The sequence below is a fragment of the Nocardia salmonicida genome (assembly GCF_036142455.1).
GTDB classification, from domain to species: Bacteria; Actinomycetota; Actinomycetes; order Mycobacteriales; family Mycobacteriaceae; genus Nocardia; species Nocardia salmonicida.
This window is the reverse complement of record NZ_CP108014.1, coordinates 2,192,405-2,213,340: the sequence shown is the minus strand read 5'-3', so window position 1 is coordinate 2,213,340 and position 20,936 is coordinate 2,192,405. Positions and strand designations below refer to the sequence as shown.

The following is a 20,936-nucleotide window of genomic DNA, read 5'->3' as shown; positions in this document are numbered from 1 at the left end:
CACACCGCAACCGGCTAGAACAATCGTGCAGGCGAGCAACGCGCCGGAACGTAGGCGCGCGAAAACAGAGCGGGTCAAGAGACGGCCTTCCAGGTCCTCGTGGAATGGGGTACTGCGTAGCCGTGGCCGGTCTCCTGGCTGACGGGATAGTGCGCGGTGAATCCACCTTCCCAGGGCAGGTGCCCCAGTGGCTCCGGACGACATACGTCGTCCGGATCGATTCACAACTCCCGATCACAGTGGCGAGGGCCGCACCGGTTCTACACCGGTTTCCCGAACACCACGGCTGGTGAACTGTAGCAACGTCGGCTCCGTCGAGGGTCGGCGCCGATACACAGCCGACTCCCAGCCGCGTCCCACCGGGCTCGACAGTTCCACCGCGAAGATTCAGCTATCGGCCGAGCACTTCGGCCGGCCGATGATCTCGGCAGTGAGATCGACGATCTGGAGGAACGCGCATGAGGATGAAATCGACACTGGCCAAGACCGCGGTGGCGGGCACGCTGGCCCTCGGGGTGCTCGGCGCGACAGCGAGCGTGGCGAGCGCGGATCCGGGCGGGCACGACCAGCAGCGGCCCGAGCAGGGCCAGCAGCACCGGCCGCAGCATCACCAGAACGACGCACCGCAGCACGGCTTCTGGTTCTTCGGCAACTGGGTTCCCCTGCCCTGACCCACTCCACACCGCAGGCCCGGGCTTGCGGTGAGCCGAGCGTCCCTCGTGCGAGTTATGGTGCGGGACTTCACCATCGCCGCTCGAGAACACCCCATCCGTGCCGTTCGTGTCAACGAATGTGATTGCAGGCGGGTCGGCACCTTAACCGGTTACCATTCACTCCCCTGAAGCCGACCCGCCTGCTTTTCACCAGCGCGACCGCACGACGACCGATTCCACGTCACTCGCGCGTCGGTTCCCTTGCGGCGCACCGATACCCTGGCAGGTGTGACCGAGGGTGCGCTTGCGAAATCGTGTGGTCGGGCGCGGTCACCGGTGGTCTGGATCCGGCCGGGTCATGCCGGGTACATCGGGCCCGAACTCGGCGTCGACCTGCATTCCACCTCTGTCGCGGTCCTCAGTATCGGGCTCGACGGGCCGTTCGTCCTCGAGACCGCCACCCACGGCGAGATCCTCACTCGAAGTGCGTACGCCCCTGCTCGCGCGGTGCACCGGGTGAACACCCTCGACAAACCGATCCTGCTCCTGTGGTCGCATGCCTCGGCCATCGAAGGACAGATGACGACCACCGAGGGCCCGTACGGATTCGACCACCTCCGTGAGCGCGAGCTGGTCGAACAATGCGTATTACCGGACGCGGACCCGGGTCGAATCGTGGCGCTGGCCGGTGCGGGTTCCCCCGCCGAGATCGATCCGCGCATCGAGCGCGTGGCGGCCGCGATCCGACAGCACCCGGATCAGGCATTCCGGGCCGAACCGATCGCCGCGAACCTGGGCCTGTCCACCTCACACTTCCTTCGCTTGTTCGTCCAGCAATACGGGACCACTTTCCGCCGCTATCAGCAGTGGGCCCGCGTCATCCACGCGATGCGTGATGTCGCCGCCGGCCACGATCTGACCCGCTCCGCGACGGACGCGGGGTTCGCCACGCCCTCCCATTTCAGCGAAACCTTCCACCGCATGTTCGGGATGTCCGCCACGGCGGCCCTGCGCTCAGGGTTCCGATTCGACCTCGAAACCACGCCTGCGCCATGACAGTTCGGCCGATCAGCTACCCGGCTCGCCCTGTGGAGACCGTGACAGCCCTCACGATCGGTCGGACACAGCGGTAGCGGCCGGGTTCGTGGCATCGCGGATCACGCGCAGGCCGGTGATCAAGCCGTCGAGTTGCTCGGGGGTCAGCAGGCCGGTGAGCCATTGCTCGAGGGCGGCGAGGTAACCGGGAAGGACCTGTTCGAGGCGGCGGACGCCGGCGTCGGTCAAGGCCGCGTAAGCGCTGCGGCGGTCGGTCGGGTCGAGCTGGCGTTCTATCAGTCCCGCGGCGGCAAGGCGGTCGACCACACGGGTGACGCCGCTGGTCGAGAGCTCGGTTTGAGTGGCGAGATCCGACATCCGTAGGCGGCTGTTCGGGGAGCGACTCAGTCTCAGCAGGGCGTTGAGGTCCAGACCGGACAGGCCGTGCGCTTTCCAGGTCGGCTCGAGCTTGGCGATCAGACCGCTGTGCGCCTCGAAGAGCAAGCCGGAGATGGTGAAGCGGGGGTCGTCGAACAGCTCGTGGACGGACATGAGGCCAGCTTAGCTGATACTTGCCATGCGGATAGTTGACACGAGGAATACATCCGAGTAGACCTATGCGTAAGCATTATTCCGCACAGCAAATATCGGAGAGATCATGCAGCGCAACATGTGGGTCGCCGGGTTCCGGACCGGTGTCATCGCCCCGAACGAGCAGATCAAGCTCGCCGAGTCACGGGAGTTCGCCGACGAGACCGTGCGCCACGTCGTACACATGACAGGTGGCGGCGAGGCGGTACGCGTGCGGCTGACCAACCGCTACGGGGTCGCGCCACTGCGGATCGGCGCCGCACGCATCGCAGGGCGCAAGACCGGCTCGGCGATCATCGCCGATCGCGAGATCACCTTCGACGGCGCGGCACAGGTCACCATCGACGCGGGCGCCGAGCTCGTGAGCGATCCGATCGCCCTGCCGGTCACCGCGGGCGAAGACCTGCTGCTCAGCCTGTACCTCCCGACGCCGACCGGGCTTGCCACCTTCTCCCACCAACCCGGCGAGATCGCCTACATCGTCGCCGACGACCGCACCGCGGACGTGGAACTCGCCGACGCGCAAGAGGTTCCGTTCCGCTTCTTCGTCACCGGGATCGACGTGCTGGTCACCGACCCGCCGCCGGTCGCCGTCGCGTTCGGCGACTCCTGGTTCGAGGGCTTCGGTACGACGCAGAGCGCCAATCGCCGCTCGGTCGATGCTCTCAACGCCCGTCTCACCCGGGGTTGGGTGGTCAACAACGGGATCTCCGGCAATCGCCTCACGGCCGACCAGATCGGCGAATCCGGTTCGGGCCGTTTCGATTCCGACGCGTTGCGGGTCCCCGGCGTCACCGACATCCTGATCAATTTCGGTATCAACGACCTCATCCTCGGCGCGATGGGCGGACAGGCCTCCGCGACCAGCGAGGAACTGATCGCCGGCTTCATCGACCTGGCCGACCGCGCGCACGCCGCCGGACTGCGAATCCACGCGGCCACCATCGGCCCGTACGCCGGTTGCGTCTACCCCGGCATGCCTCTGATGGAAACCCAGCCGACCCGCCACGCCGTCAACGAATGGCTGCGCACTACCGATGCCTTCGACTCGGTCTTCGACGTCGACCGTGCCGTGTCCGACCCCGAGCGCCCCGACTACATCCGTCCCGAGTTCGACAGCGGTGACGGCATGCACCTCAACGACGAGGGCGCCGCCGCGATGGCGGCCACCATCGACGTCACCGCCCTCTTCCGGTAACCCTCGGTCGTGGTCACCGTGTCTTCCCCGGTGAGGGCACGGTGATGGGCGCGACGCTATCCGACGGGGGTAGTTCGCCGCGCACGCTATGTATCGCGAATGATTCCGGCGGTGTGCTGTATCGCTAGCACCCGACGGGGCTGCCAACTGTCGAATGAGGGTCGCTCGACGATGGTCTCTACTGCTCGCGGTCGGTCAACCGCAAGGTCACCTCGATGGGAGGGACCCAGGGCTCGGGTAGCTCGTCCAGATCAGCGAGGGTGGTGTGCACGAACGCCGCGATCCGGTGCCGGGCCGCCGAGCTCAGCTGTTCGACACGGTCAGCGGTCAGCGGACTGTCCGCGAGCTCCACCGCGGGGAGATCTCCGATGGCCCTCACGATCGTCTCCGACCCGTTTTCCCTGCGTCGCGCCATCCCGTCCCCCACCTTTCGAACAGTGTCGGCGCCACTCCGGCACACCGGTCACGAAGCGCCGCCGACATCCACCAGCAAACATCTGGATTACAACATGAACAAGCGTCCACAACAAGCGCTCTTGCTGGCGAATCTTGCGTAGATCGCTGCCCCCGCCCACGATCGACCCCACCTTTTACGCCGCCCTCATCTGCCTGGCCAGATGCCGCAGCGACGTCCTCTACGTCATGCTGAGAACCGAACAGCACTATCGACCACCCACCGCGGAATCCGACACGGAGGCAGCGTGCAGCGAATCGTGATCCTCGGTCGCGGCGGCGCGGGCAAGTCGACCCTCGCGCGCCGACTCGGCGCCGCCATCGAACTGCCGGTCATCGAGCTCGACAAGCACTTCTGGCCACCGGACCTGACACCGTTACCCCCTGATCAATGGAGGGCGATCCAGCAGCGGCTCACCGACGCTGAAGGATGGATTCTCGACGGCGATCTCGGCCCCTTCGACGCACTCGAGGTGCGACTCGAGACCGCCGACACCATTGTTCTGCTCGACTTCCCCCTCTGGATCTGCGCATGGCGCGCCCTGCGTCGCTCCCGCGAGAACCTGGCCTTCTGGCGCTGGCTGATCGGCTACCGCCGCCACAGCCTCCCGCTGATCACGACCGCCATTGCCGACCACGCTCCCCACGCAAACCTGCGACTGCTTCGACACCCTGACGACGTCGAGCGGTTCCTCGCCGAAATCCGCGACCGCCCATACCGAACCCCTTGACGAAGCCGAAAGGACACCCCCGACGGCAGTGACCCGTCAGTCACAGGCTGCGTGGCGACTGACGGGCTACCGGTCCAGCGTCGTGCCTCTCCGGCACCCACCGCGGTCATCGCGCGCTCCATCCTCCGTCCATGACATAGGAGGAACCGGTGACCATGCCCGCGGTGTCGGAAGCGAGCCAGCCGACCAGTGCCGCGACCTCTTCCGGCTCGATCAACCGCTTGATCGCGCTCTCGGTGAGCAGCACCTTCTCGAGTACCTCCTGCTCCGGGATCCCGTGCGCGGCCGCCTGCTCAGCGATCTGCTTGTCCACCAATGGCGTTCGCACATATCCGGGACTGACACAGTTGCTGGTGACCCCGTGCGGACCGCCTTCGAGCGCGGTCACCTTCGACAGCCCCTCTAGCCCGTGTTTGGCCGTCACATAGGCGACCTTGAACTGCGAGGCGCGGATCCCGTGCACCGAGGAGATGTTCACGATCCGCCCGAAACCCTTGGCGTACATGTGTGGCAGGGCGGCGCGGATCAGCAGGAACGGCACTTCCATCATCAGCGTCTGCATGGCGCGAAACCGATGCGGCGCGAAGTCCTCGATGGGGTTCACGCTCTGCACGCCCGCGTTGTTGACGAGGATGTCGACGTCGAGACGCACTTCGGCCAAGGTATCGACCTCGAGCAGGTCGATACTCCAGGCGTGTCCGCTGATCTCGTGCGCGACCGCTTTCGCCCCGACTCCGTCGATGTCGGCGACGGTGACCTCGGCGCCCCGCGCGGCCAATTCGCGCGCGCACGCCGCGCCGATGCCGCTCGCACCTCCGGTGACCAGTGCCTTTCGCCCCGTCAGATCGGTCATGCGGCAACACCTTTCTCGGCGGAGGCGTCGGCGAGGTCCACAGATTCCAAGTCGATACCGCGGGTCTCCTTGGCGCACAGCACCGCGATCACAGTGACGGTCGCCGCGAACGCCAGGTACCAGGCGATCGGCACCGACGAACCGAACTCGTCGAGCAGCTTGACCGCGATGATCGGCGCCAGCGAACCCGCCACGATCGAGGTGACCTGATACCCCAGCGACACACCGGAGTAGCGCATCCGAGTCGGGAACATCTCCGCCATGATCGCGGGCTGACCGGCATACATGAAACCGTGGAACACCAGTCCGATGATGATGGCGGACAAGATGATCGCGCTGTTGCCGCTGTCCATCATCGGGAAGGCGAAGAAGCCCCAGGTGGCCGCGGCGACGGCGCCGGCCAGGTAGACCGGGCGGCGCCCGACACGGTCACCGAGCCTGCCCGCCAACGGAATCACCGCCATGTGCACGGCGTGGGCGATGAGCAGCCACCACAGGATGGTCGTGGTGTCGGCATGCACGTGAACCTTGAGATAGGTGATCGAGAACGTGACGACCAGGTAGTACATGATGTTCTCGCCGAACCGCAGACCCATCGCGGTGAACACCCCGCGCGGGTACTTGCGCAGCACCTCGAAGGGGCTGAACGACGCGGCCTTGGCCTGATCCATCGTCTGCTGGGCGGCCACGAAGATCGGGGCGTCGGTGACTTTGGTCCGCACGTAGTAGCCGACCAGCACGACCACCGCCGACAGCCAGAACGCCACGCGCCAGCCCCAACCCAGGAACGCCGCGTCCGACAGGGTCGAGGTCAGCACCAGCAGCACGACCGTGGCGAGCAGATTACCCGCGGGCACACCGGCCTGCGGCCAGCTCGACCAGAAGCCGCGACTGCGACTGGGGCTGTGCTCGGCGACCAGCAGCACCGCACCACCCCATTCGCCGCCGATCGCGAAGCCCTGGACGAAGCGCAGGATCACCAGCATCGCCGGCGCCCAGTAACCGATTTGGGCGAAGGTCGGCAGACAGCCCATCAGGAAGGTCGCCGCGCCGACGAGCACGAGGCTCACCTGCAACAGCTGTTTGCGGCCGTAGCGGTCGCCGAAGTAGCCGAAGACGATGCCGCCGAGCGGGCGCGCCGCGAAACCGACGGCGTAGGTGACGAAGGCGGCCAGGATCGCGTCGAGGTCGCTGGTGTCCTTGGAGAAGAACACCTTGCTGAACACCAGGGTCGCGGCGGTGCCGTAGAGGAAGAACTCGTACCACTCGACGACGGTGCCCGCCATCGAGGCGGCCACGACCCGCCGTAGTCCGGTGGGGGCCTCGTCCGGGTCGTCGCCGGTCGGTCGTATCGCGTTCCGCACGCTCATCGCACTACTCCTTCGATGTTCCAGGCCACATCACCAGACAACTGTGACGTGGCCCACAAGTCGTGAGGAGAGTATTCGTGCAGATCCATCTCGGTGACAATGGCCAGTTTCGCAGCAGCAATCTGCGAAACTGCACACGTGAGCCATTCTTCCTCGACTTCGGGGCGCAGACCGAGCGCTGACGATTTGCTGGTTCTGCTCGCGGTCGGCCGGTCAGGGCGCTACATCACCGCCGCCGAGGAACTCGGCATCAACCACACGACGATCTCGCGGCGCATCGCGGCCCTCGAGCACGCCATGGGCGGGCGGGTACTGACCCGGGTCACCGGTGGTTGGGAGCTCACCGACCTCGGCCGCGAGGCGCTGACCGCGGCCGAAGCCGTCGAGGCCGCCGTCCGATCGCTCGGCTCGAGCGCGGGCGAACGCACGCTCGAAGGGGTGGTGCGGATTTCGGCCACCGACGGTTTCAGCGCCTACTTGGCTCCGCCGTCCGCCGCGCGCGTGCAGCGCAGACATCCGGGCGTCGCCGTCGACATCATCGCCGCGACCCGACGAGCATCTACCCAGCGAACCGGCCTCGATATCGAAGTGGTGGTGGGTAAACCCCAGGTACACCGCGCCGTAGCGATCGAGCTCGGCGACTACTGCCTGCGCCTGTACGCCTCGCGCGACTACCTCGCCGAACACGGCGTCCCGACCACCGTCGCCGAACTCGCCCGCTACCCGCTGGTCTACTTCATCGATTCCATCCTCCAGGTCGACGACCTCGACCTGGCTCTCGCCTTCGCTCCCACCATGCGCCGATCCGTCTCCTCCACCAACGTCTTCGTCCATGTGGAAGCCACCCGGGCCGCGGCGGGCATCGGCCTGCTGCCCTGCTTCATGGCCGACCGCCACCCCGACCTCGTCCGCGTTCTGCCCGACGAGGTCCGTGTCCAACTCACCTACTGGCTCGTCACTCGCCCGGAAACGCTGCGCCGCCCCGAAGTCGCCGCGGTCGTCGAGGCACTGCGCGCCACCGTGGGCGACCGCCGCGACGACCTACTCGGCGACCGCGTGGAACCGTCCGGCTGACCGGCTGTCGCCCACGACGGGCAGCGCTATCCGTTTGTTTCCGATTGGGCGGCCGGGGCGGGCAGAGCGAGGCTGAGCGCCGCACTGACCACCAGCGCCGCGCTGATCGTCAGCGTGCACGCCGTGAGAGCGCCGCGGTAGCCGTCGCTGGCCACGACACCGAAGAAGATGGCGCTCAGCGAGGCGACACCCACCGCGCCACCGAATTGCTGGCCAGTGGTCCAGATCCCCGAGGCCGACCCCGCGTATCGCGTCGGCACTGTCGACAGGAACAGCGTCGTCAACGGCGGCTGGACGAGGTTTATGCCGACGCCGATGACGAACAGACCGGGCGCGAGGAGCCACGGATTGACGTCTGTGGTCGAGGTCAGAGCAGCACCCAGTACCGCCAAGGTCCCGACAGCCCCGAAAAGGGCACCCGCGATGACAGTCGAGCGGCCGAACTGCACGGTGAGACGGCCCACCAGCGGGGCGACCGCCAGTCCGCCGATCGAGAACGCCACGGTCACCACGCCGGCTCGCAAAGCGGTGTAGCCCTGACCTTCTTGGAGCCAGAGCACGAATACGAGCAGGAATCCGCTGAAGGCCGCGAACGCGACCAACTGAACGACGAGTGCGACGCTGCTGATGCGCGCGCGCAGCAGCTCCAACGGCAACAGCGCACCCGCGCGAGCGTCGGCGTTGCGGTTCTCACCGATGGCGACCAGCGCCACGAGGGCGACACCGGCGGCCAGCAGCAGCCAGATCCACGGCGCCCAGTCGTAGGTGCGACCTTCCAACAGCGGGAACACGATGGCCACCAGCCCCACGGTCAGACCGATCGCCGCGAGCCATCGTGGCCGCAGCGCGCCTTCGGCGCGGCTCTCCGGGATCAGCCACGCGCCCAGACCCGCCAGGATCAGGGCGGCCGGAACGCTGATCCAGAAGATCGCCCGCCAGCCGAGACCGGCGACGTCCGCGGTGACGAGCACGCCGCCGAGCAGCAATCCCCCGGCTTGCGCGAGTCCCGCGGCAACACCGAAAATGCCCAGGACAGTGGCTCGTTCGGGTCCGCGGAAGAGAACGAACAGGCTGGAGAGAACCTGGGGAGCCAGAATCGCCGCGGCTGCGCCTTGCGCGGCCCGACTGGCGATGAGTTCGCCCGGACTGTTCGCGAGCGCGGACCAGGCACCGGCCAGCGCGAACAAGACCAAGCCGACAAGGAACACTCGTTTGCGCCCCCACAGGTCGCCCACTCGGGCCGCGGTGATCAGGGCGGCCGCGAAGGCGAGAAGATAGGCCGTGGCGATCCAGCCGACCTGCGAAGGAGTTCCCCCGAGGTCTGCTTGGATCGCCGGTAGTCCGACGTTGACGATCGTGACGTTCAGCAGATCGAGGGTGAAGCCGAGAACGAGCACGATCATCGCGGCCCAGCGCCGCGGATACAACTCCTCGGTCGTATCGTCCTGCGTGGAGGTCGAAGTAGTCATCAGGTGTAGCTCCCTGCGCGGCTAGGTGTCCGGTGTGTGGTCATCACTTGCTCGTTCGCCGATCCCGCGCCCACCAGACCGTGACGGCGCAGGATCGCGTGCACTGTCGACACCGACGGGACGCGGCCCGAACCGGCGCGCAGCAGATGCGCCCGGATTCTGCGCGCTCCCCACTGCGGGCGGTCCAGCCGTACTCGCACCACGACGGCCTCGATATCGGCGGAGGTGCGGGCGGGAAAACTCTTCGGGCGTCGCGACCGCGGCGCCAATCCCGCCACCCCATGGGCCCGGTAGCGCGCGAGATAGCTGTAGTAGCTCTTGCGCGAGATGTTGTACCGACGGCATACCTCGGTCACCGTCAGCCCGTTTCGCTCGGGTGCCTGCAAGATCTCCAGCCACGGCCCGGCCTGGAGACCGACCGCGCTGCCTCGATCACTCGACCGAGGGCTTGCACTCGGTCGAACACTCTGGCACGCAAGCGGATCGAGGCTGTTTCCTGGGGGTTGCATCATAGATTTCTCCCGATGTGGAACAGATCGACTTGAACTTGCGGGTTCACTTTAATGTTCCCACATGAGCATCGCAACTCGGGTATATAAGAATGAACCCGCTAGTCAAGTTGTGGCGCGATTGCGCTATGGTTCAGGTATGGCAGTAGCAGCAACGCCGACCGGACAGTCGGCCTCGCGAGGACGCATCGACAAGCGGCAGGCGATTCTGGACGCGGCGTTCGTCGTCTTCGCGCGCCGCGGGTACGCCCAGGCCGGCGTGCAGGAGATCGCCGAGGTCGCCGGCGTCGCCAAACCGACCATCTACAACCACCTCAACGACAAGGAGACGCTGTTCCGGCACACGCTGGCCGCCGTGAGCGACGCGGTGCTCGCCGAGAACCTGGCGGTGGTCGAGCGATTGCGGAACCCCGGTGAGGATCTACGCGCCACGCTGGAAGACGTGGCGTTCCGCCTGATCCGGTCCTGCTGCACCGAACAGTCCCGGTCGCTGCGCTGGCTCACCTACGGTCAGGTCGCGCAGTTCCCCGATCTGATCGATGTCGTGGTGAGCCGGACCTCTGATCAGCTCGGTGACGCGCTCGCGGATCGGTTGGCGCGCTTGTCGCTGTCGGGCCATTTGCGCACGAGCGATCCGGCGATCGCCGCCGAGCAGTTCCTCGTATTGATCACCGGCCCGATGGAGGGCCGCACCCGCCTCGGCACCCGCAAGGTCTCCACCGCCGAGATGCACGCGGTCGCCACCTCGGCCGTCGACACCTTCCTGCGCGCCTACGGGACACCGGAGAACTCGTGAGCCACCAACCTTTTCGATTCGGCCTCGTCACCGTGTCCCCCGCCGACCCGAAGGCATGGGCCTCGACCGCGCGATGGGCCGAGGACACCGGGATCTCGGCGTTGCTGCTGCCCGACCTGCCCGCACCGGTGCCCGCGCCACTGACCGCGCTCGCCTACGCCGCCGCGGCGACGACCACACTCGGCCTCGGAACGTGGGTGCTGGCCAACGACTTCCGCAATCCGTTCGTTCTCGCACGTGAAGCCGCCACCCTGGACCTGGTGTCGGGCGGCCGCTTCCAGCTCGGGCTCGGCGCCGGTCAAACCGCCATCGGCTACGGCGAACTCGGGATCACGGCCGAGTCCGACCGGATTCGGTTCGAGCGCCTCGCCGAGTCGGTGGGCATCGTCAACGCACTGTTTCGTGGTGAGCGGGTCGAGGCGACCGGCGCCCATTACGCGAACACCGGAACGACCCTGGTTCCCGCACCGCCGAGGAAGGTGCCGCTGCTGCTCGCCGCGGGCGGGCGTCGGGCGACCGAACTCGCCGCGGCCGAAGCCGACACCGTCGCGTTCAGCACCTTCTCCCGCGACCAGCTCACCCGTCAGATCAAGTGGCTCGAGAATGCGGCGGGCCCACGGCTTTCCGACATCGAACGGGCGCTGCGCTTCAGCACCCCGACGAGCACCATCGGTCCGCCGATCCCCGCTGACGCCCCGAACCTGCTCACCGGATCGCCCGCTCAGGCGGCCGATCAGCTGCGCCGTCTCCGCGACGAGTTCGGTATCTCCTACATCGTTCTCGACGACGACGCGGCGCGTGAGCTGGCGCCCGTGGTGAGCCTGCTGTCAGGCACCTGAGCTCCCGTCGACGAGGTCGGCGCCGGGGATGGCGGCCAGCAGCTGACGGGTGTATTCGTGGGCCGGATCGTCGAAAAGCTGCTCGGTGGTGCCGATCTCGACGATGCGGCCCTGTCGCATGACCGCGACCCGATGGGCGATCTGGCGTACCACCGCCAGGTCGTGCGAGATGAACAGGTAGGCCACGCCGGTGTCGGCTTGCAGCTCGGCGAACAGGTCGAGGATCTGCGCCTGCACCGACACATCCAGCGCCGAGACCGGTTCGTCGCAGACCACCAGCTCCGGCGACAGGGCCAGCGCCCTGGCGATCGCGACCCGTTGACGCTGTCCGCCGGAGAGCTCCGCGGGCCTGCGCCCCAGCGTCGACGCGGGAAGCGCGACCCGGTCGAGCAGTTCGCGCGCCCGCGCCGCACGCGAGGCGCGGTCGCCGACGCCGAAGACCCGCAGCGGCTCGCTGATCACGTCCTGGATCGAGAACCGGGGATCCAGCGACTCGTACGGATTCTGATAGATCACCTGAGCGCGGCGGCGCAGCTCCCGCAATCGCGCGCCTTTGCTGGCCGTCACATCGTCGCCGTCGAACACGACGCGCCCCGATGTCGGTGGGGCCAGGCGCAGAATCATTCTGGCCGTGGTGGACTTGCCCGACCCCGACTCCCCCACCAGTGCCAGGGTCTCCCCTCGATGCAGCGAGAAGCTCACACCGTCGACGGCACGGACGATCTTCGCGCGGATCTTCGCGCGTGGCAGCGGGAATTCCTTCACCAGGTTCTCGACCGCGAGCAACGGTTCGGCGCCCGGGCGACATGGCCTGGCCCGCACACCCGCACGTCCGGGCACGCTGCGCAGCAGCTGCTGGGTGTACGGATCGCGCGGGTTGACGAGTATCTCGCGGGTCGGCCCGCTCTCCACGATCCGGCCCCGCGACATCACCGCGATCCGCTGGGCACGGTCGGCGGCGACTCCGAGGTCATGGGTAACCAGAAGCACTGCGGTGCCGAGGGTTTCGGTCAGGCTCGTGATGTGGTCGAGGATGCGTCGCTGCACGGTGACATCCAGCGCGCTGGTCGGCTCGTCGGCGATGATCAGCGCCGGGTTCGCGGCGATGGCGATCGCGATGAGCGCCCGCTGGCGCATGCCACCGGAGAGTTCGTGCGGATACTGGTCGGCACGGGTCTTCGGGTCGGGCATCCCGGCCCGCTCGAGCAGGTCCACTACCGCCTCTGGCGCCGAACGCCGGGTCGCCAGGCCGTGGATGAGCAGGACCTCGGCGACCTGGGTGCCGATGCGCTGCACCGGATTCAGCGAGACACCGGGGTCTTGCGGGATCAAGCCGATCTGCGCCCCACGAATCGCGCGCAGCTCCCTGTCTCCCGCTCGCGCCAGGTCCCTGCTGCCGAACTGGATCCGTCCCGCGTCGATGTGCCCCGCGGCCGGTAGCAACCCGGTGATGGCATGCGCGGTCGAGCTCTTGCCCGAGCCGGATTCACCGACCAGCGCGACGATCTCGCCCGGCGCGATGTCGAGGTCGACCGCCCCTACCGCGCGCACCCGCCCGGTGCTGGTGCGGTAGGAGATCGACAGGCCACGCACTTCCAGCAGATTCCCGGTCATCGTCGATTCGCCCACTCTCCATCGAGTGCCCGCGCGATCCGGTTGGTCGCGAGCACGACGAACGCCACCATGAGGCCCGACATCGTCGAGATCCACCACGCGTTGGCGAGATAGTTCCGGCCGCTCGAGATGAGCGAGCCCCACTCCGGCGCCGGTGGCACCGCGCCGTAGCCGAGAAAGCTCAGCGACGACACCGCCAGCACGGCGGTTCCGAGATCCAACGTGGCCAGCACGACCACCGGGCCGATCGCGTTCGGCAGAACGTGGCGGCCGAGCACCGTGTACCAGCGCGCCCCCGACGACCACGCGGCCTCGACGAACACCGCTTGCCGTAATCGCAGCACCTCCGCGCGCATCACCCGGGCGAAGCCGGCCACGCTGGCCACACCCACCGCGATCGCCACCTTCACGGTGCCGTAGCCGAGCGCGGTCACCAGCGCCAACGACAGGAACAGCGACGGAATCGACAGCAGCACATCGGCGAAGCGCATCAGCACGTCGTCGACCCAGCGGCCGACGAACCCGGCGATCAGGCCCATCGCTCCCCCGACGACGAACGCGACGGCCACCGCGATCACCGTCGCCTGCAACGACAGCGCGGTGCCGTGCACGACGCGGGTGAACATGTCACGGCCGAGTTCGTCGGTGCCGAACCAGTGCTGTCCGCTGGGCGGCGCGAAGATCTCCGACGGGACGCCGAGCAGCGGATCGCGGGCGGTGAACAGCGTCGGCCACACCGCGGCCAGCACCACCAGCACGAGCGTCACCACCGAGAGCACCAGACCCGGCCGGTACAGCAGGAACCGCGGCAGTCTGCGCCAGTCGAAACCCGTACGGTACTCGTCGTCGAACTCGTCGACGACGGTTCGGAGGACGGCCGCCTCGGTCAGCACGGTGTCGGTCACGCGTAACTCCTCGGGCGCGCGACCACGATCCGTGGGTCGAGCACCGGGTAGATCAGGTCGACGATGAGGTTCACCACGACGAAGACGAACGCGCCGAACACCACAACGCCCTGCACGAGCGGAATGTCCTGCACGCTCACCGCGCCCGCCATGACCCGCCCGAGTCCGTTGCGCGAGAACACTGTCTCGATCACCACCGCGCTGGCCACCAACTGTCCGACGAGCAGTCCGACGATGGTGAGCGCGGGCAGCGACGCACTGCGCAGCGCGTGCCGCAGATGGACCCGGATCCGGCTGGCGCCCTTGGCCCGGGCGGTTTGCACGAACGGCGCGTCCAGGGTGGTCAGCAGGCTCTTCGCCAGTACCTGCGCGATCAGCGCGCCGGTCGGGATAGCCAGCGTGATCGCGGGCAGCACCAACCCGGCCAGCCCGGCGTTGCCGAACGCGGGGAACAGCCGGATCCGAAACGACAGCAGCTGCACCAGCATCAGACCCGCCCAGAAGGACGGGATCGAGATCGCCAGCGGCGGCAGCGACAGCAGCACCTGCCGCAGCCAGCGCCGCGAGGTGTAGGTGGCCGCCACGGCGAGCCCGCCGCCGAACAGCACGGCGAGCATCAGCGCCGCCGCCGTGAGCTGCAGGGTCGGCGGTAGCGCCGCGGCGATCGTGCCGGTCACCGACCGGCCCGTGGCCACCGAATCACCGAAGTCGCCGACCAGCGCCCGGCCCAGATAGTCGAGGTACTGCACCACGATGGGCTTGTCGAAGCCGTACTGTGCCCGCAGTGCGGCGAGCTCGGCCGGGTCCACCGGCGAGGAGTTCAGTCCGCCGCCCGCCATCGCCGACACCGGGTCGCCCGGCAGGAACTCGAGCACGAAGAACGACACGGTGTACGCCGCCCACAGCACCCCGACCGCCTGGGCGAGACGGCGTAACACGTACCGTCCCATGCCGGTTCAGCTCCGCCAGGTGTCGTGCAGCCGGGTCCGGCTCGACGACTCGAAGGTCAGGCCGTGCACGGTCGGCGCCGCCGCGAGCACGGTCTCGAGTTCCACCACCGGGATCACATACGCATTGCGCACGACCAGTTGCTGGGCCTGCTCCACGAGGGGGGCGCGCTTGGCCGGATCGGCCTCGGCCGCCTGGGCGGTGAGCAGTCCGTCGAGCTCGCTCGGCGGCAGCCGGTAGGCGTTGACCTGCTGGGTCGAGTACAGAGTGCGCAGGCAATCGGGATCGGCCCGGCTCAGGTCGCCGCCCCACAGTCCGTCGAAGTCGCCGGAACCGAGCAGCTGCGGGAACTGGGTCACCTGCAACTCCTGCAGCTGCAACTCCACCCCGACCACCTTGAGCTGCTGCTGCACCAGTTCCAGCGCTGCCCGGGTGTTCTGGGAGTTGTTGAACCACACCACGGTCAGGCTCAGTCGGGTGTTGTCCTTACGGCGGATGCCGTCACCGCCCACCTGCCAGCCGGCCGCGTCCAGCAGCGATTTGGACCGGGCGACATCGAGGGCGAGATCCGCCGACAGATCGGTGTAGCCGGGAGTCGTGTGCGAGAGGATGCCCGTGGCGGGCACGGTCCCGCTGACGAAGACCGCCTCCACGATCTGACGCCGGTCGACCGCGGACTGAATCGCCTTGCGCACCTGCACATCCCGCAGGATCGGCCGAGAGTTGTTGAGGCCGAGGTTGAACACCGCGCCCGGGTGCGACCGTGTCAGCAGGGAGATGCCCGACGCCTTCAACCCCGCTTCGTCGGCGCGGCCGAGACCGGTGGCGACGTCGAGCTGGCCGGACTGCACACTGCCCGCGCGGACCCCGGATTCGGGGATGACGGTGAACTCGATGGAGTCGAGGTAGGCCTCGCCCTGCTTGGTCCACAACGGCGAGCCCCACCCGTAGCCGGCCCGCTTGCTGATCGTGATCGACTGGTTGGGCACGTATTTCGACAGCACGAAGGGGCCGGAGCCGATCACCCCGTCGCTGCAGCGCTGCTGGGGCGTCTTCGCGGCGTCGGCCGTCGAGATCAGGCCGAGAGCGGCGGTCGAGGTCGCCTGCAGGAACTGCGCGTTGGGCTGTTCGAAGGTGATCTTGGCGGTGTGCTCGTCGACGACCTCGGTGCCGACGTAGCCGGTGATATAGCCCTTGGACAGGATGGCGAGTGCGCCCAGCTTCGGGATCGCGTCGAAGTTCGCCTTCACCACCTGCGCGTTCAGCGGGGTGCCGTCACTGAAGGTCACGTCGGGCCGCAGCCGGAAGGTGAACGACCTGGCGTCAGGGCTCACCTCCCAGCTCTGCGCCAGCCACGGCACCGGCTTGCCGGTGGTGGGATCCTGGTCGGTCAGCGAATCGACCGTCTCGCGCAGCGAATACAGGGTGTCGCTGCTGCCCACCTGCTGCGGATCGACACAGCCCGCGTCGGAGGCGACCGAGAACTTCAGCGTGCCACCGGATCTCGGTGGACCGGCATCGCCGCCTTGCTCACCACCGGTGCCACAGGCACCGGTGAACAGGGTGACCACCGCCGCCGATGCCACGGCACAGCGAATCGACTTCGAACGCACAACACTGCTCACGCAAGAATTCCTCTGTCTACTGCCCGGATTCACGTGGGACTCACGGCGGGCGACACGACGAAACATTTCACACCTTGAAATACCCGGTCAACAATTCGGATCACCTCGCTCGGAATACATCGTCGCACCGAATAGCGCGGTACACCATCGGGCGGTATCGGGCACCGTGCTAGCTTCGCACCGTGTCGATTACCGAACGGCGCGCCGCGCGATGGGTTGTCGCCCGGCAGAGAAAGGACCGACGTGACCGCTGTACATGACAATCTGCTCGCCACGATCGAAGCGGAGCGGGCGATCTTCCGAACGTTCTACAAATTCTTCCGGATCGCCGACACACAGGAGAGCGAGCGGTTCAGCGAGTGCTTCACCCCCGACGCGCTGATCGAGTACCGGATCATGCCCGGCCCTCCGGTGCTGTTCCACGGGCGTGACGAGTTCACCGATCACATGAGCCGGGTACCCAAGTCGCAACGCTCCCTGGTCGCCCACGTCATCGGGCAGGCCACCATCGAGTGGAACGGCGACAAACCCCTGCTCACCGCGTATGCGACCGTGTGGCATTGGTTCTCGAGCACGGCCGCCACCGACGTGGGACGACCGGCCGACTGGGTCGTCATCGGACTGGTCCAGGACGAGTTCGAGCAGTACGAGGGTGAGTGGCTCATCTCGCACCGCGATGTGCGCCATGTCGCGGGCCGAGTCGCCGCGGGGCACGGACCGGGCTGAACACCAGCTCCGCGAATCGGGCCGGACTCCTCACCGAGTCCGGCCCGATTTCACGTGCCACAGGACTTCTATTCGTCTGGCCATCTAATTGTTCGGACACATCGGTAACAATGTGTTCCGAGGACTTCGGCAACAATTCACCGTGCGAATTATGGCAGCACGATCGAACTGTCACCGATGTTGCTACAACACTTATCCGGCTGCCTCTGTGAAATCGCAACCCCTGCGGGATCGACAGCCGAAACCCTACGGTCGAACCGCAGGGTTTCGGATGCGATCTTGTGACCTCCGAATATCGCGTGCGAAGGTGATTTCGGCCCGGCCCGAGAAACACGACGGCCCGGAAACGAGAGGTGCCACCGCGATGTCAGAAGTCCTGGACCTGGTCGAGCAGGTCGAGCAGCTCACCGAACGACTCGAGACGCTCGAGGCCGTCCGCGCGCTGAACACCTTGCGTCACGACCTACCCCGCTACATCAACGAGGGCAGATGGGACCAGGTCGGCGAACTGTTCAGTGCCGATGCCTATCTCGACTACCGCCATCTGGGCCAAGCCGACGGTCGAGCCGCCATCCAGGCCTACTTCGCCGGGCTGCCACAGCTCATCGAGGACAACAGCCCGGCGGGTCAGGTGCTGGTCAAGCAGTTCCTGCACGGGCACGACGTGGAGATCCTCGGCGACCGGGCCACCGGCGTGTCCTTCTTCGAGGAGAAGGTCGTCTTCGACACCGAAAGCTCTTTCGTGGCAGGCAAGTTCACCGACGAGTACGTCCGTGAGGGCGGCCGGTGGCGGTTCGCGCGGATCGCCCTCGACCTGTACTGGGTCATCCCGTACTCGCACGGCTGGCAGCAGTAGCCGACGTTCGACAACAGAGAGGCTCGTCATGCTCCAGAAGAACACGACCAAGCGCATCGGGTACTGGCTGCTACACCTGCACCAGCAGTTCGACGTCGCCACCGGCGCGCTGCTGCACGAGCAGAAGCTCACCCGCCGGGACTGGCAGATCCTGCACGCCCTGCAGATCGGTCTGGGCAGCGTCGCCGAACTCGACGCGGCGTTCGAGCCGTTCCTGGTCTCCGACGGCGCACAGACCTACCAGCCGATCGTCGACGACTTCGTCGGCCGCGGCTGGGTCGAGATCTCCGGCGCGACGCTGCGACTCACCGCCGCGGGCGAGGCGGCACACGAGCGCGCCGAAGCTCTGGTGAACGCCCACGCCGACGAATCGCTGCGTGGCATCACCGAGGAGGAATTCCTCGCCGCGAACGCGGTCCTGGCCAAGATCGCCGACAACATCGCCACCGAATGAGCTCGCGAGGAGCGCCATGACTTCCCTGTACGACCGACCCTTCCGCTTCGGTCTCTGCCTGTTCACCCCGTCCACCAGGGCGGAATGGATCGCCAAGGTACGCAAGGCCGAGGAACTGGGCTACGACGTCATCTCGGTGTCGGACCACCTCGGCATGCCCGCACCGATCCCGACCCTGCTGCTGGCCGCCGAGGCGACCGAGCGGATCCGCATCGGCACGCTGGTGTTCAACACCGCCTTCTACCATCCCACGGTGCTGGCCCGCGACCTCGCCACGGTCGACCGGTACTCCGGCGGCCGGGTGGAACTCGGGCTGGGCGCCGGCTACGACCGCGCGCAGTTCGACGCGGCCGGAATCCCGTTTCCCACTGCGGGCGAACGGGTTTCCCAGCTGGAGCGCACGGTCGCCGAGTTCCGCAAACCCAAGTCCGAGCTCGACCAGTACGCCCGGTTCGAACAGCCCGGCGGCCCGCCGATCCTGATCGCCGGTCGCGGGGCACGAGTCCTGCGGCTGGCGGCCGCCCACGCCGACATCATCGCCTTCACCGGCACCACCGAGGTTCGCGACGGCGACGGGCTGAAGCTGGGCGGCATCACCGAGGTCACCGACCGGATCGACTACGTACGCGGGCTGCTCGGCGACCGGATCGACCAGGTGGAGTTCAACATTCCCATCCACAAGGTGCTGCCAAAGGGCGCGACCGACGGCGTGACCGATGTCTGGCAGAACCGGCTCGACCTCACGCCCGACGAGCTCGCCGAGCTGCCGTCGCTGCTGTTCGGCACACCCGAGGAGAACGCCGACACCCTGCGCGAACGGCGCAAGACCCTCGGCCTGACCTACTACACCGTGCTCGAACCCGAGATGGAGGCATTCGCCCCGATCATCCAGGCGCTCCGATAACGGGGCAGCACACCGTCTTTCGCACGCGGAGGAGACCGACATGACCGAACGAACCACGGTGGACACCGGTACCGGGTACGGCCGCAAGGCCCCGTCCTACGACGCACGTCTGACCGAGGTGGGCCCCGGCACGCCGATGGGCGAGGCGCTGCGGCGGTACTGGCACCCGATCGCCACCTCAGCCACTCTCACCGCCGAAGCACCCCATCGCACCCGCGTCCTCGGCGAGGATCTGGTCGTCTTCCGGGACGGAAGCGGCCGCGCGGGGGTGGTTTTCGAGCGGTGCGCGCACCGCGGTGCCAGTCTGTTCTTCGGCCGGATCGAGGACGACGGGCTGCGCTGCGGCTATCACGGCTGGAAATACGATGTGCAGGGCCGATGCCTGGAGCAGGCCTGTGAACCCGATCGTGGCAAGCGCCGCGCTGCCGCGCGTCAGCCGTGGTATCCGGTCGAGGAACGCTACGGGCTGGTGTTCGTCTACATGGGCCCGCCCGACCGCAAGCCCGTGCTGCCGCGCTACGACGTGCTCGAGGACCTCGCCGAGGGCGAGCAGTACTTCGCCGAGTGGCCGTTCCCCGGACTGTCGGTGACCGGCGCCGAGCAGGATTTCCACTGGCTGCTGATCTACGAGAACACGATCGACCCGGTCCACATCAACTGGCTGCACTCCCAGCACAGCGGTTACCAGTTCCTCGGCACCGGCACCACCGGCTTCCCCGAGGACTTCTTCGACCCGTACACCCTGCCGGGCCGAGTCAGCTACGACCGCACCGATTTCGGGGCGAAGTACGGCGTCCGGTTCCTGGACAAGGAGCGTGACGGGGTGCGGACCGAGCGGGTCTGGGGCGCCGAGTTACACCTGCCCAATGCCACGGTGCTGCCGGACTGGGTCGAACTGACCCCCGATACCAAGGCCGACATGGTGATCTGGGCAGTCCCGATCGACGACACCCGCCATCGCGCGTTCTTCTCCATCCGCGCGAGCGATCCCGCACGCGTGCAACGGTTCCTGTTCGGCATCACCCAGGACGGCAAGAACTCCTGGGAGCTGACCGAACAGGAACGTCAGCGCTTCCCCGGCGACGGCGAGGTGATGACCTCGCAGGGTCCGATCGCGCTGCATTCGGAGGAGACCTTGGCGACGACGGACCGGGGTGTGGTGCTGCTGCGTCGGTTGCTGCGGACGATGATCGACGACGTGGAGGCGGGCCGTGATCCGCAGGGGGTGAGTCTGATCGAGGAGCCGGTGCGGCACACCCAGGCTGGTCTGTTCACCCTCGCCACGGCCGCCGCAGACGAGACCGTGGCAGCGGTGCCTGCGGCCGGTGTCTGA

Annotated in this window: 22 protein-coding genes and 1 riboswitch; of the genes, 12 read left to right on the top strand and 10 right to left on the bottom strand. The window is 67.4% G+C overall.

Translation table 11 applies throughout. The features are described 5' to 3' along the window. Window positions 1-107: 107 nt before the first annotated feature. A riboswitch (cobalamin riboswitch) is annotated at window positions 108-300 on the bottom strand. A gap of 158 nt (window positions 301-458) precedes the next feature. Together OHS03_RS10500 and OHS03_RS10495 are read left to right on the top strand one after the other, a co-directional pair. Further along, on the top strand, window positions 459-671 hold the full coding sequence (locus OHS03_RS10500; protein ID WP_328662554.1) for a hypothetical protein: 213 nt from the start codon (window positions 459-461) through the stop codon (window positions 669-671). 270 nt (window positions 672-941) lie between these two features. After that, the gene (locus OHS03_RS10495) at window positions 942-1,709 is read left to right on the top strand and encodes an AraC family transcriptional regulator (protein ID WP_328662553.1); all 768 of its coding nucleotides are present in this window, start codon (window positions 942-944) and stop codon (window positions 1,707-1,709) included. Between the two features lie 51 nt (window positions 1,710-1,760). On the opposite strand, the gene OHS03_RS10490 is transcribed toward OHS03_RS10495, so the two are convergent. Beyond that, entirely contained in the window at window positions 1,761-2,240 is a 480-nt protein-coding gene (locus OHS03_RS10490; protein WP_328662552.1) for a MarR family winged helix-turn-helix transcriptional regulator, read from the bottom strand. 106 nt (window positions 2,241-2,346) lie between these two features. Between OHS03_RS10490 and OHS03_RS10485 the strand changes: the two genes are divergently transcribed. Further along, window positions 2,347-3,477 (top strand): GDSL-type esterase/lipase family protein, encoded by a 1,131-nt coding sequence (locus OHS03_RS10485; protein WP_328662551.1) that lies wholly within the window; start codon window positions 2,347-2,349, stop codon window positions 3,475-3,477. Window positions 3,478-3,655: 178 nt separating this feature from the next. Here OHS03_RS10485 and OHS03_RS10480 read toward each other — a convergent pair whose 3' ends face one another. After that, the gene (locus OHS03_RS10480) at window positions 3,656-3,856 is read right to left on the bottom strand and encodes a hypothetical protein (protein ID WP_328662550.1); all 201 of its coding nucleotides are present in this window, start codon (window positions 3,854-3,856) and stop codon (window positions 3,656-3,658) included. A 322-nt stretch (window positions 3,857-4,178) separates the two neighbouring features. On the opposite strand from OHS03_RS10480, the gene OHS03_RS10475 reads away from it, so the two are divergent. After that, on the top strand, window positions 4,179-4,661 hold the full coding sequence (locus OHS03_RS10475; RefSeq protein ID WP_328662549.1) for a P-loop NTPase family protein: 483 nt from the start codon (window positions 4,179-4,181) through the stop codon (window positions 4,659-4,661). 106 nt (window positions 4,662-4,767) lie between these two features. Here OHS03_RS10475 and OHS03_RS10470 read toward each other — a convergent pair whose 3' ends face one another. Next, complete coding sequence (locus OHS03_RS10470; RefSeq protein ID WP_328662548.1) at window positions 4,768-5,514, bottom strand: 3-hydroxybutyrate dehydrogenase; 747 nt, start codon at window positions 5,512-5,514, stop codon at window positions 4,768-4,770. Then, window positions 5,511-6,884 (bottom strand): MFS transporter, encoded by a 1,374-nt coding sequence (locus OHS03_RS10465; protein ID WP_328662547.1) that lies wholly within the window; start codon window positions 6,882-6,884, stop codon window positions 5,511-5,513. Before OHS03_RS10465 ends, OHS03_RS10470 begins: the two co-directional genes overlap by 4 nt. 99 nt (window positions 6,885-6,983) lie before the next feature. Here OHS03_RS10465 and OHS03_RS10460 point away from each other — a divergent pair, with 99 nt between their 5' ends. Then, window positions 6,984-7,958, top strand: coding sequence for a LysR family transcriptional regulator (locus OHS03_RS10460; RefSeq protein ID WP_328662546.1), 975 nt, complete (start codon window positions 6,984-6,986; stop codon window positions 7,956-7,958). A gap of 26 nt (window positions 7,959-7,984) precedes the next feature. Here the strand turns inward: OHS03_RS10460 and OHS03_RS10455 are convergent, their stop codons facing one another. Next, complete coding sequence (locus OHS03_RS10455) at window positions 7,985-9,427, bottom strand: MFS transporter (protein ID WP_328662545.1); 1,443 nt, start codon at window positions 9,425-9,427, stop codon at window positions 7,985-7,987. Then, window positions 9,427-9,936: a helix-turn-helix domain-containing protein gene (locus OHS03_RS10450; protein ID WP_328664166.1), complete on the bottom strand. Its 510-nt coding sequence runs from the start codon at window positions 9,934-9,936 to the stop codon at window positions 9,427-9,429. Before OHS03_RS10450 ends, OHS03_RS10455 begins: the two co-directional genes overlap by 1 nt. A gap of 139 nt (window positions 9,937-10,075) precedes the next feature. Here OHS03_RS10450 and OHS03_RS10445 point away from each other — a divergent pair, with 139 nt between their 5' ends. Next, entirely contained in the window at window positions 10,076-10,732 is a 657-nt protein-coding gene (locus OHS03_RS10445) for a TetR/AcrR family transcriptional regulator (RefSeq protein ID WP_328662544.1), read from the top strand. After that, entirely contained in the window at window positions 10,729-11,571 is an 843-nt protein-coding gene (locus tag OHS03_RS10440; RefSeq protein WP_328662543.1) for an LLM class flavin-dependent oxidoreductase, read from the top strand. The genes OHS03_RS10445 and OHS03_RS10440 overlap by 4 nt, the downstream gene beginning before the upstream one ends. On the opposite strand, the gene OHS03_RS10435 is transcribed toward OHS03_RS10440, so the two are convergent. From OHS03_RS10435 to OHS03_RS10420, 4 genes are all read right to left on the bottom strand, one after another. Beyond that, entirely contained in the window at window positions 11,560-13,185 is a 1,626-nt protein-coding gene (locus OHS03_RS10435) for a dipeptide ABC transporter ATP-binding protein (protein WP_328662542.1), read from the bottom strand. The genes OHS03_RS10440 and OHS03_RS10435 overlap by 12 nt on opposite strands. Continuing rightward, window positions 13,182-13,997 carry an ABC transporter permease gene (locus tag OHS03_RS10430; RefSeq protein WP_327153393.1) on the bottom strand — a complete coding sequence of 272 codons (816 nt, stop codon included), beginning with the start codon at window positions 13,995-13,997 and terminating at the stop codon, window positions 13,182-13,184. Before OHS03_RS10430 ends, OHS03_RS10435 begins: the two co-directional genes overlap by 4 nt. Window positions 13,998-14,086: 89 nt before the next feature. Continuing rightward, complete coding sequence (locus OHS03_RS10425; RefSeq protein WP_328662541.1) at window positions 14,087-15,040, bottom strand: ABC transporter permease; 954 nt, start codon at window positions 15,038-15,040, stop codon at window positions 14,087-14,089. A gap of 6 nt (window positions 15,041-15,046) precedes the next feature. Beyond that, complete coding sequence (locus OHS03_RS10420; RefSeq protein ID WP_328662540.1) at window positions 15,047-16,663, bottom strand: ABC transporter substrate-binding protein; 1,617 nt, start codon at window positions 16,661-16,663, stop codon at window positions 15,047-15,049. A gap of 243 nt (window positions 16,664-16,906) precedes the next feature. On the opposite strand from OHS03_RS10420, the gene OHS03_RS10415 reads away from it, so the two are divergent. The 5 genes from OHS03_RS10415 (at window position 16,907) to OHS03_RS10395 (ending at window position 20,936) form a co-directional block, all read left to right on the top strand. Further along, window positions 16,907-17,389: a nuclear transport factor 2 family protein gene (locus OHS03_RS10415; RefSeq protein WP_301907190.1), complete on the top strand. Its 483-nt coding sequence runs from the start codon at window positions 16,907-16,909 to the stop codon at window positions 17,387-17,389. Between the two features lie 364 nt (window positions 17,390-17,753). Then, window positions 17,754-18,245 (top strand): nuclear transport factor 2 family protein, encoded by a 492-nt coding sequence (locus OHS03_RS10410; protein WP_328662539.1) that lies wholly within the window; start codon window positions 17,754-17,756, stop codon window positions 18,243-18,245. Window positions 18,246-18,273: 28 nt separating this feature from the next. Continuing rightward, window positions 18,274-18,699, top strand: a complete 426-nt coding sequence (locus OHS03_RS10405; RefSeq protein WP_328662538.1) for a MarR family winged helix-turn-helix transcriptional regulator — start codon at window positions 18,274-18,276, stop codon at window positions 18,697-18,699. 16 nt (window positions 18,700-18,715) lie between these two features. Further along, a complete protein-coding gene (locus tag OHS03_RS10400; protein WP_328662537.1) occupies window positions 18,716-19,603 on the top strand; it encodes a TIGR03621 family F420-dependent LLM class oxidoreductase in 888 nt (295 codons plus the stop codon). A 40-nt stretch (window positions 19,604-19,643) separates the two neighbouring features. Beyond that, window positions 19,644-20,936, top strand: a complete 1,293-nt coding sequence (locus OHS03_RS10395) for a Rieske 2Fe-2S domain-containing protein (protein ID WP_328662536.1) — start codon at window positions 19,644-19,646, stop codon at window positions 20,934-20,936.

Coding starts and splice junctions, on each gene's coding strand:
- OHS03_RS10465 (WP_328662547.1), bottom strand. CDS start 6,884: ATGAGCGTGCGGAACGCGATACGACCGACCGGCGACGACCCGGACGAG.
- OHS03_RS10500 (WP_328662554.1), top strand. CDS start 459: ATGAGGATGAAATCGACACTGGCCAAGACCGCGGTGGCGGGCACGCTG.
- OHS03_RS10460 (WP_328662546.1), top strand. CDS start 6,984: ATGGCCAGTTTCGCAGCAGCAATCTGCGAAACTGCACACGTGAGCCAT.
- OHS03_RS10485 (WP_328662551.1), top strand. CDS start 2,347: ATGCAGCGCAACATGTGGGTCGCCGGGTTCCGGACCGGTGTCATCGCC.
- OHS03_RS10395 (WP_328662536.1), top strand. CDS start 19,644: ATGACCGAACGAACCACGGTGGACACCGGTACCGGGTACGGCCGCAAG.
- OHS03_RS10425 (WP_328662541.1), bottom strand. CDS start 15,040: ATGGGACGGTACGTGTTACGCCGTCTCGCCCAGGCGGTCGGGGTGCTG.
- OHS03_RS10470 (WP_328662548.1), bottom strand. CDS start 5,514: ATGACCGATCTGACGGGGCGAAAGGCACTGGTCACCGGAGGTGCGAGC.
- OHS03_RS10490 (WP_328662552.1), bottom strand. CDS start 2,240: ATGTCCGTCCACGAGCTGTTCGACGACCCCCGCTTCACCATCTCCGGC.
- OHS03_RS10410 (WP_328662539.1), top strand. CDS start 17,754: ATGTCAGAAGTCCTGGACCTGGTCGAGCAGGTCGAGCAGCTCACCGAA.
- OHS03_RS10400 (WP_328662537.1), top strand. CDS start 18,716: ATGACTTCCCTGTACGACCGACCCTTCCGCTTCGGTCTCTGCCTGTTC.
- OHS03_RS10445 (WP_328662544.1), top strand. CDS start 10,076: ATGGCAGTAGCAGCAACGCCGACCGGACAGTCGGCCTCGCGAGGACGC.
- OHS03_RS10435 (WP_328662542.1), bottom strand. CDS start 13,185: ATGACCGGGAATCTGCTGGAAGTGCGTGGCCTGTCGATCTCCTACCGC.
- OHS03_RS10405 (WP_328662538.1), top strand. CDS start 18,274: ATGCTCCAGAAGAACACGACCAAGCGCATCGGGTACTGGCTGCTACAC.
- OHS03_RS10455 (WP_328662545.1), bottom strand. CDS start 9,427: ATGACTACTTCGACCTCCACGCAGGACGATACGACCGAGGAGTTGTAT.
- OHS03_RS10450 (WP_328664166.1), bottom strand. CDS start 9,936: ATGCAACCCCCAGGAAACAGCCTCGATCCGCTTGCGTGCCAGAGTGTT.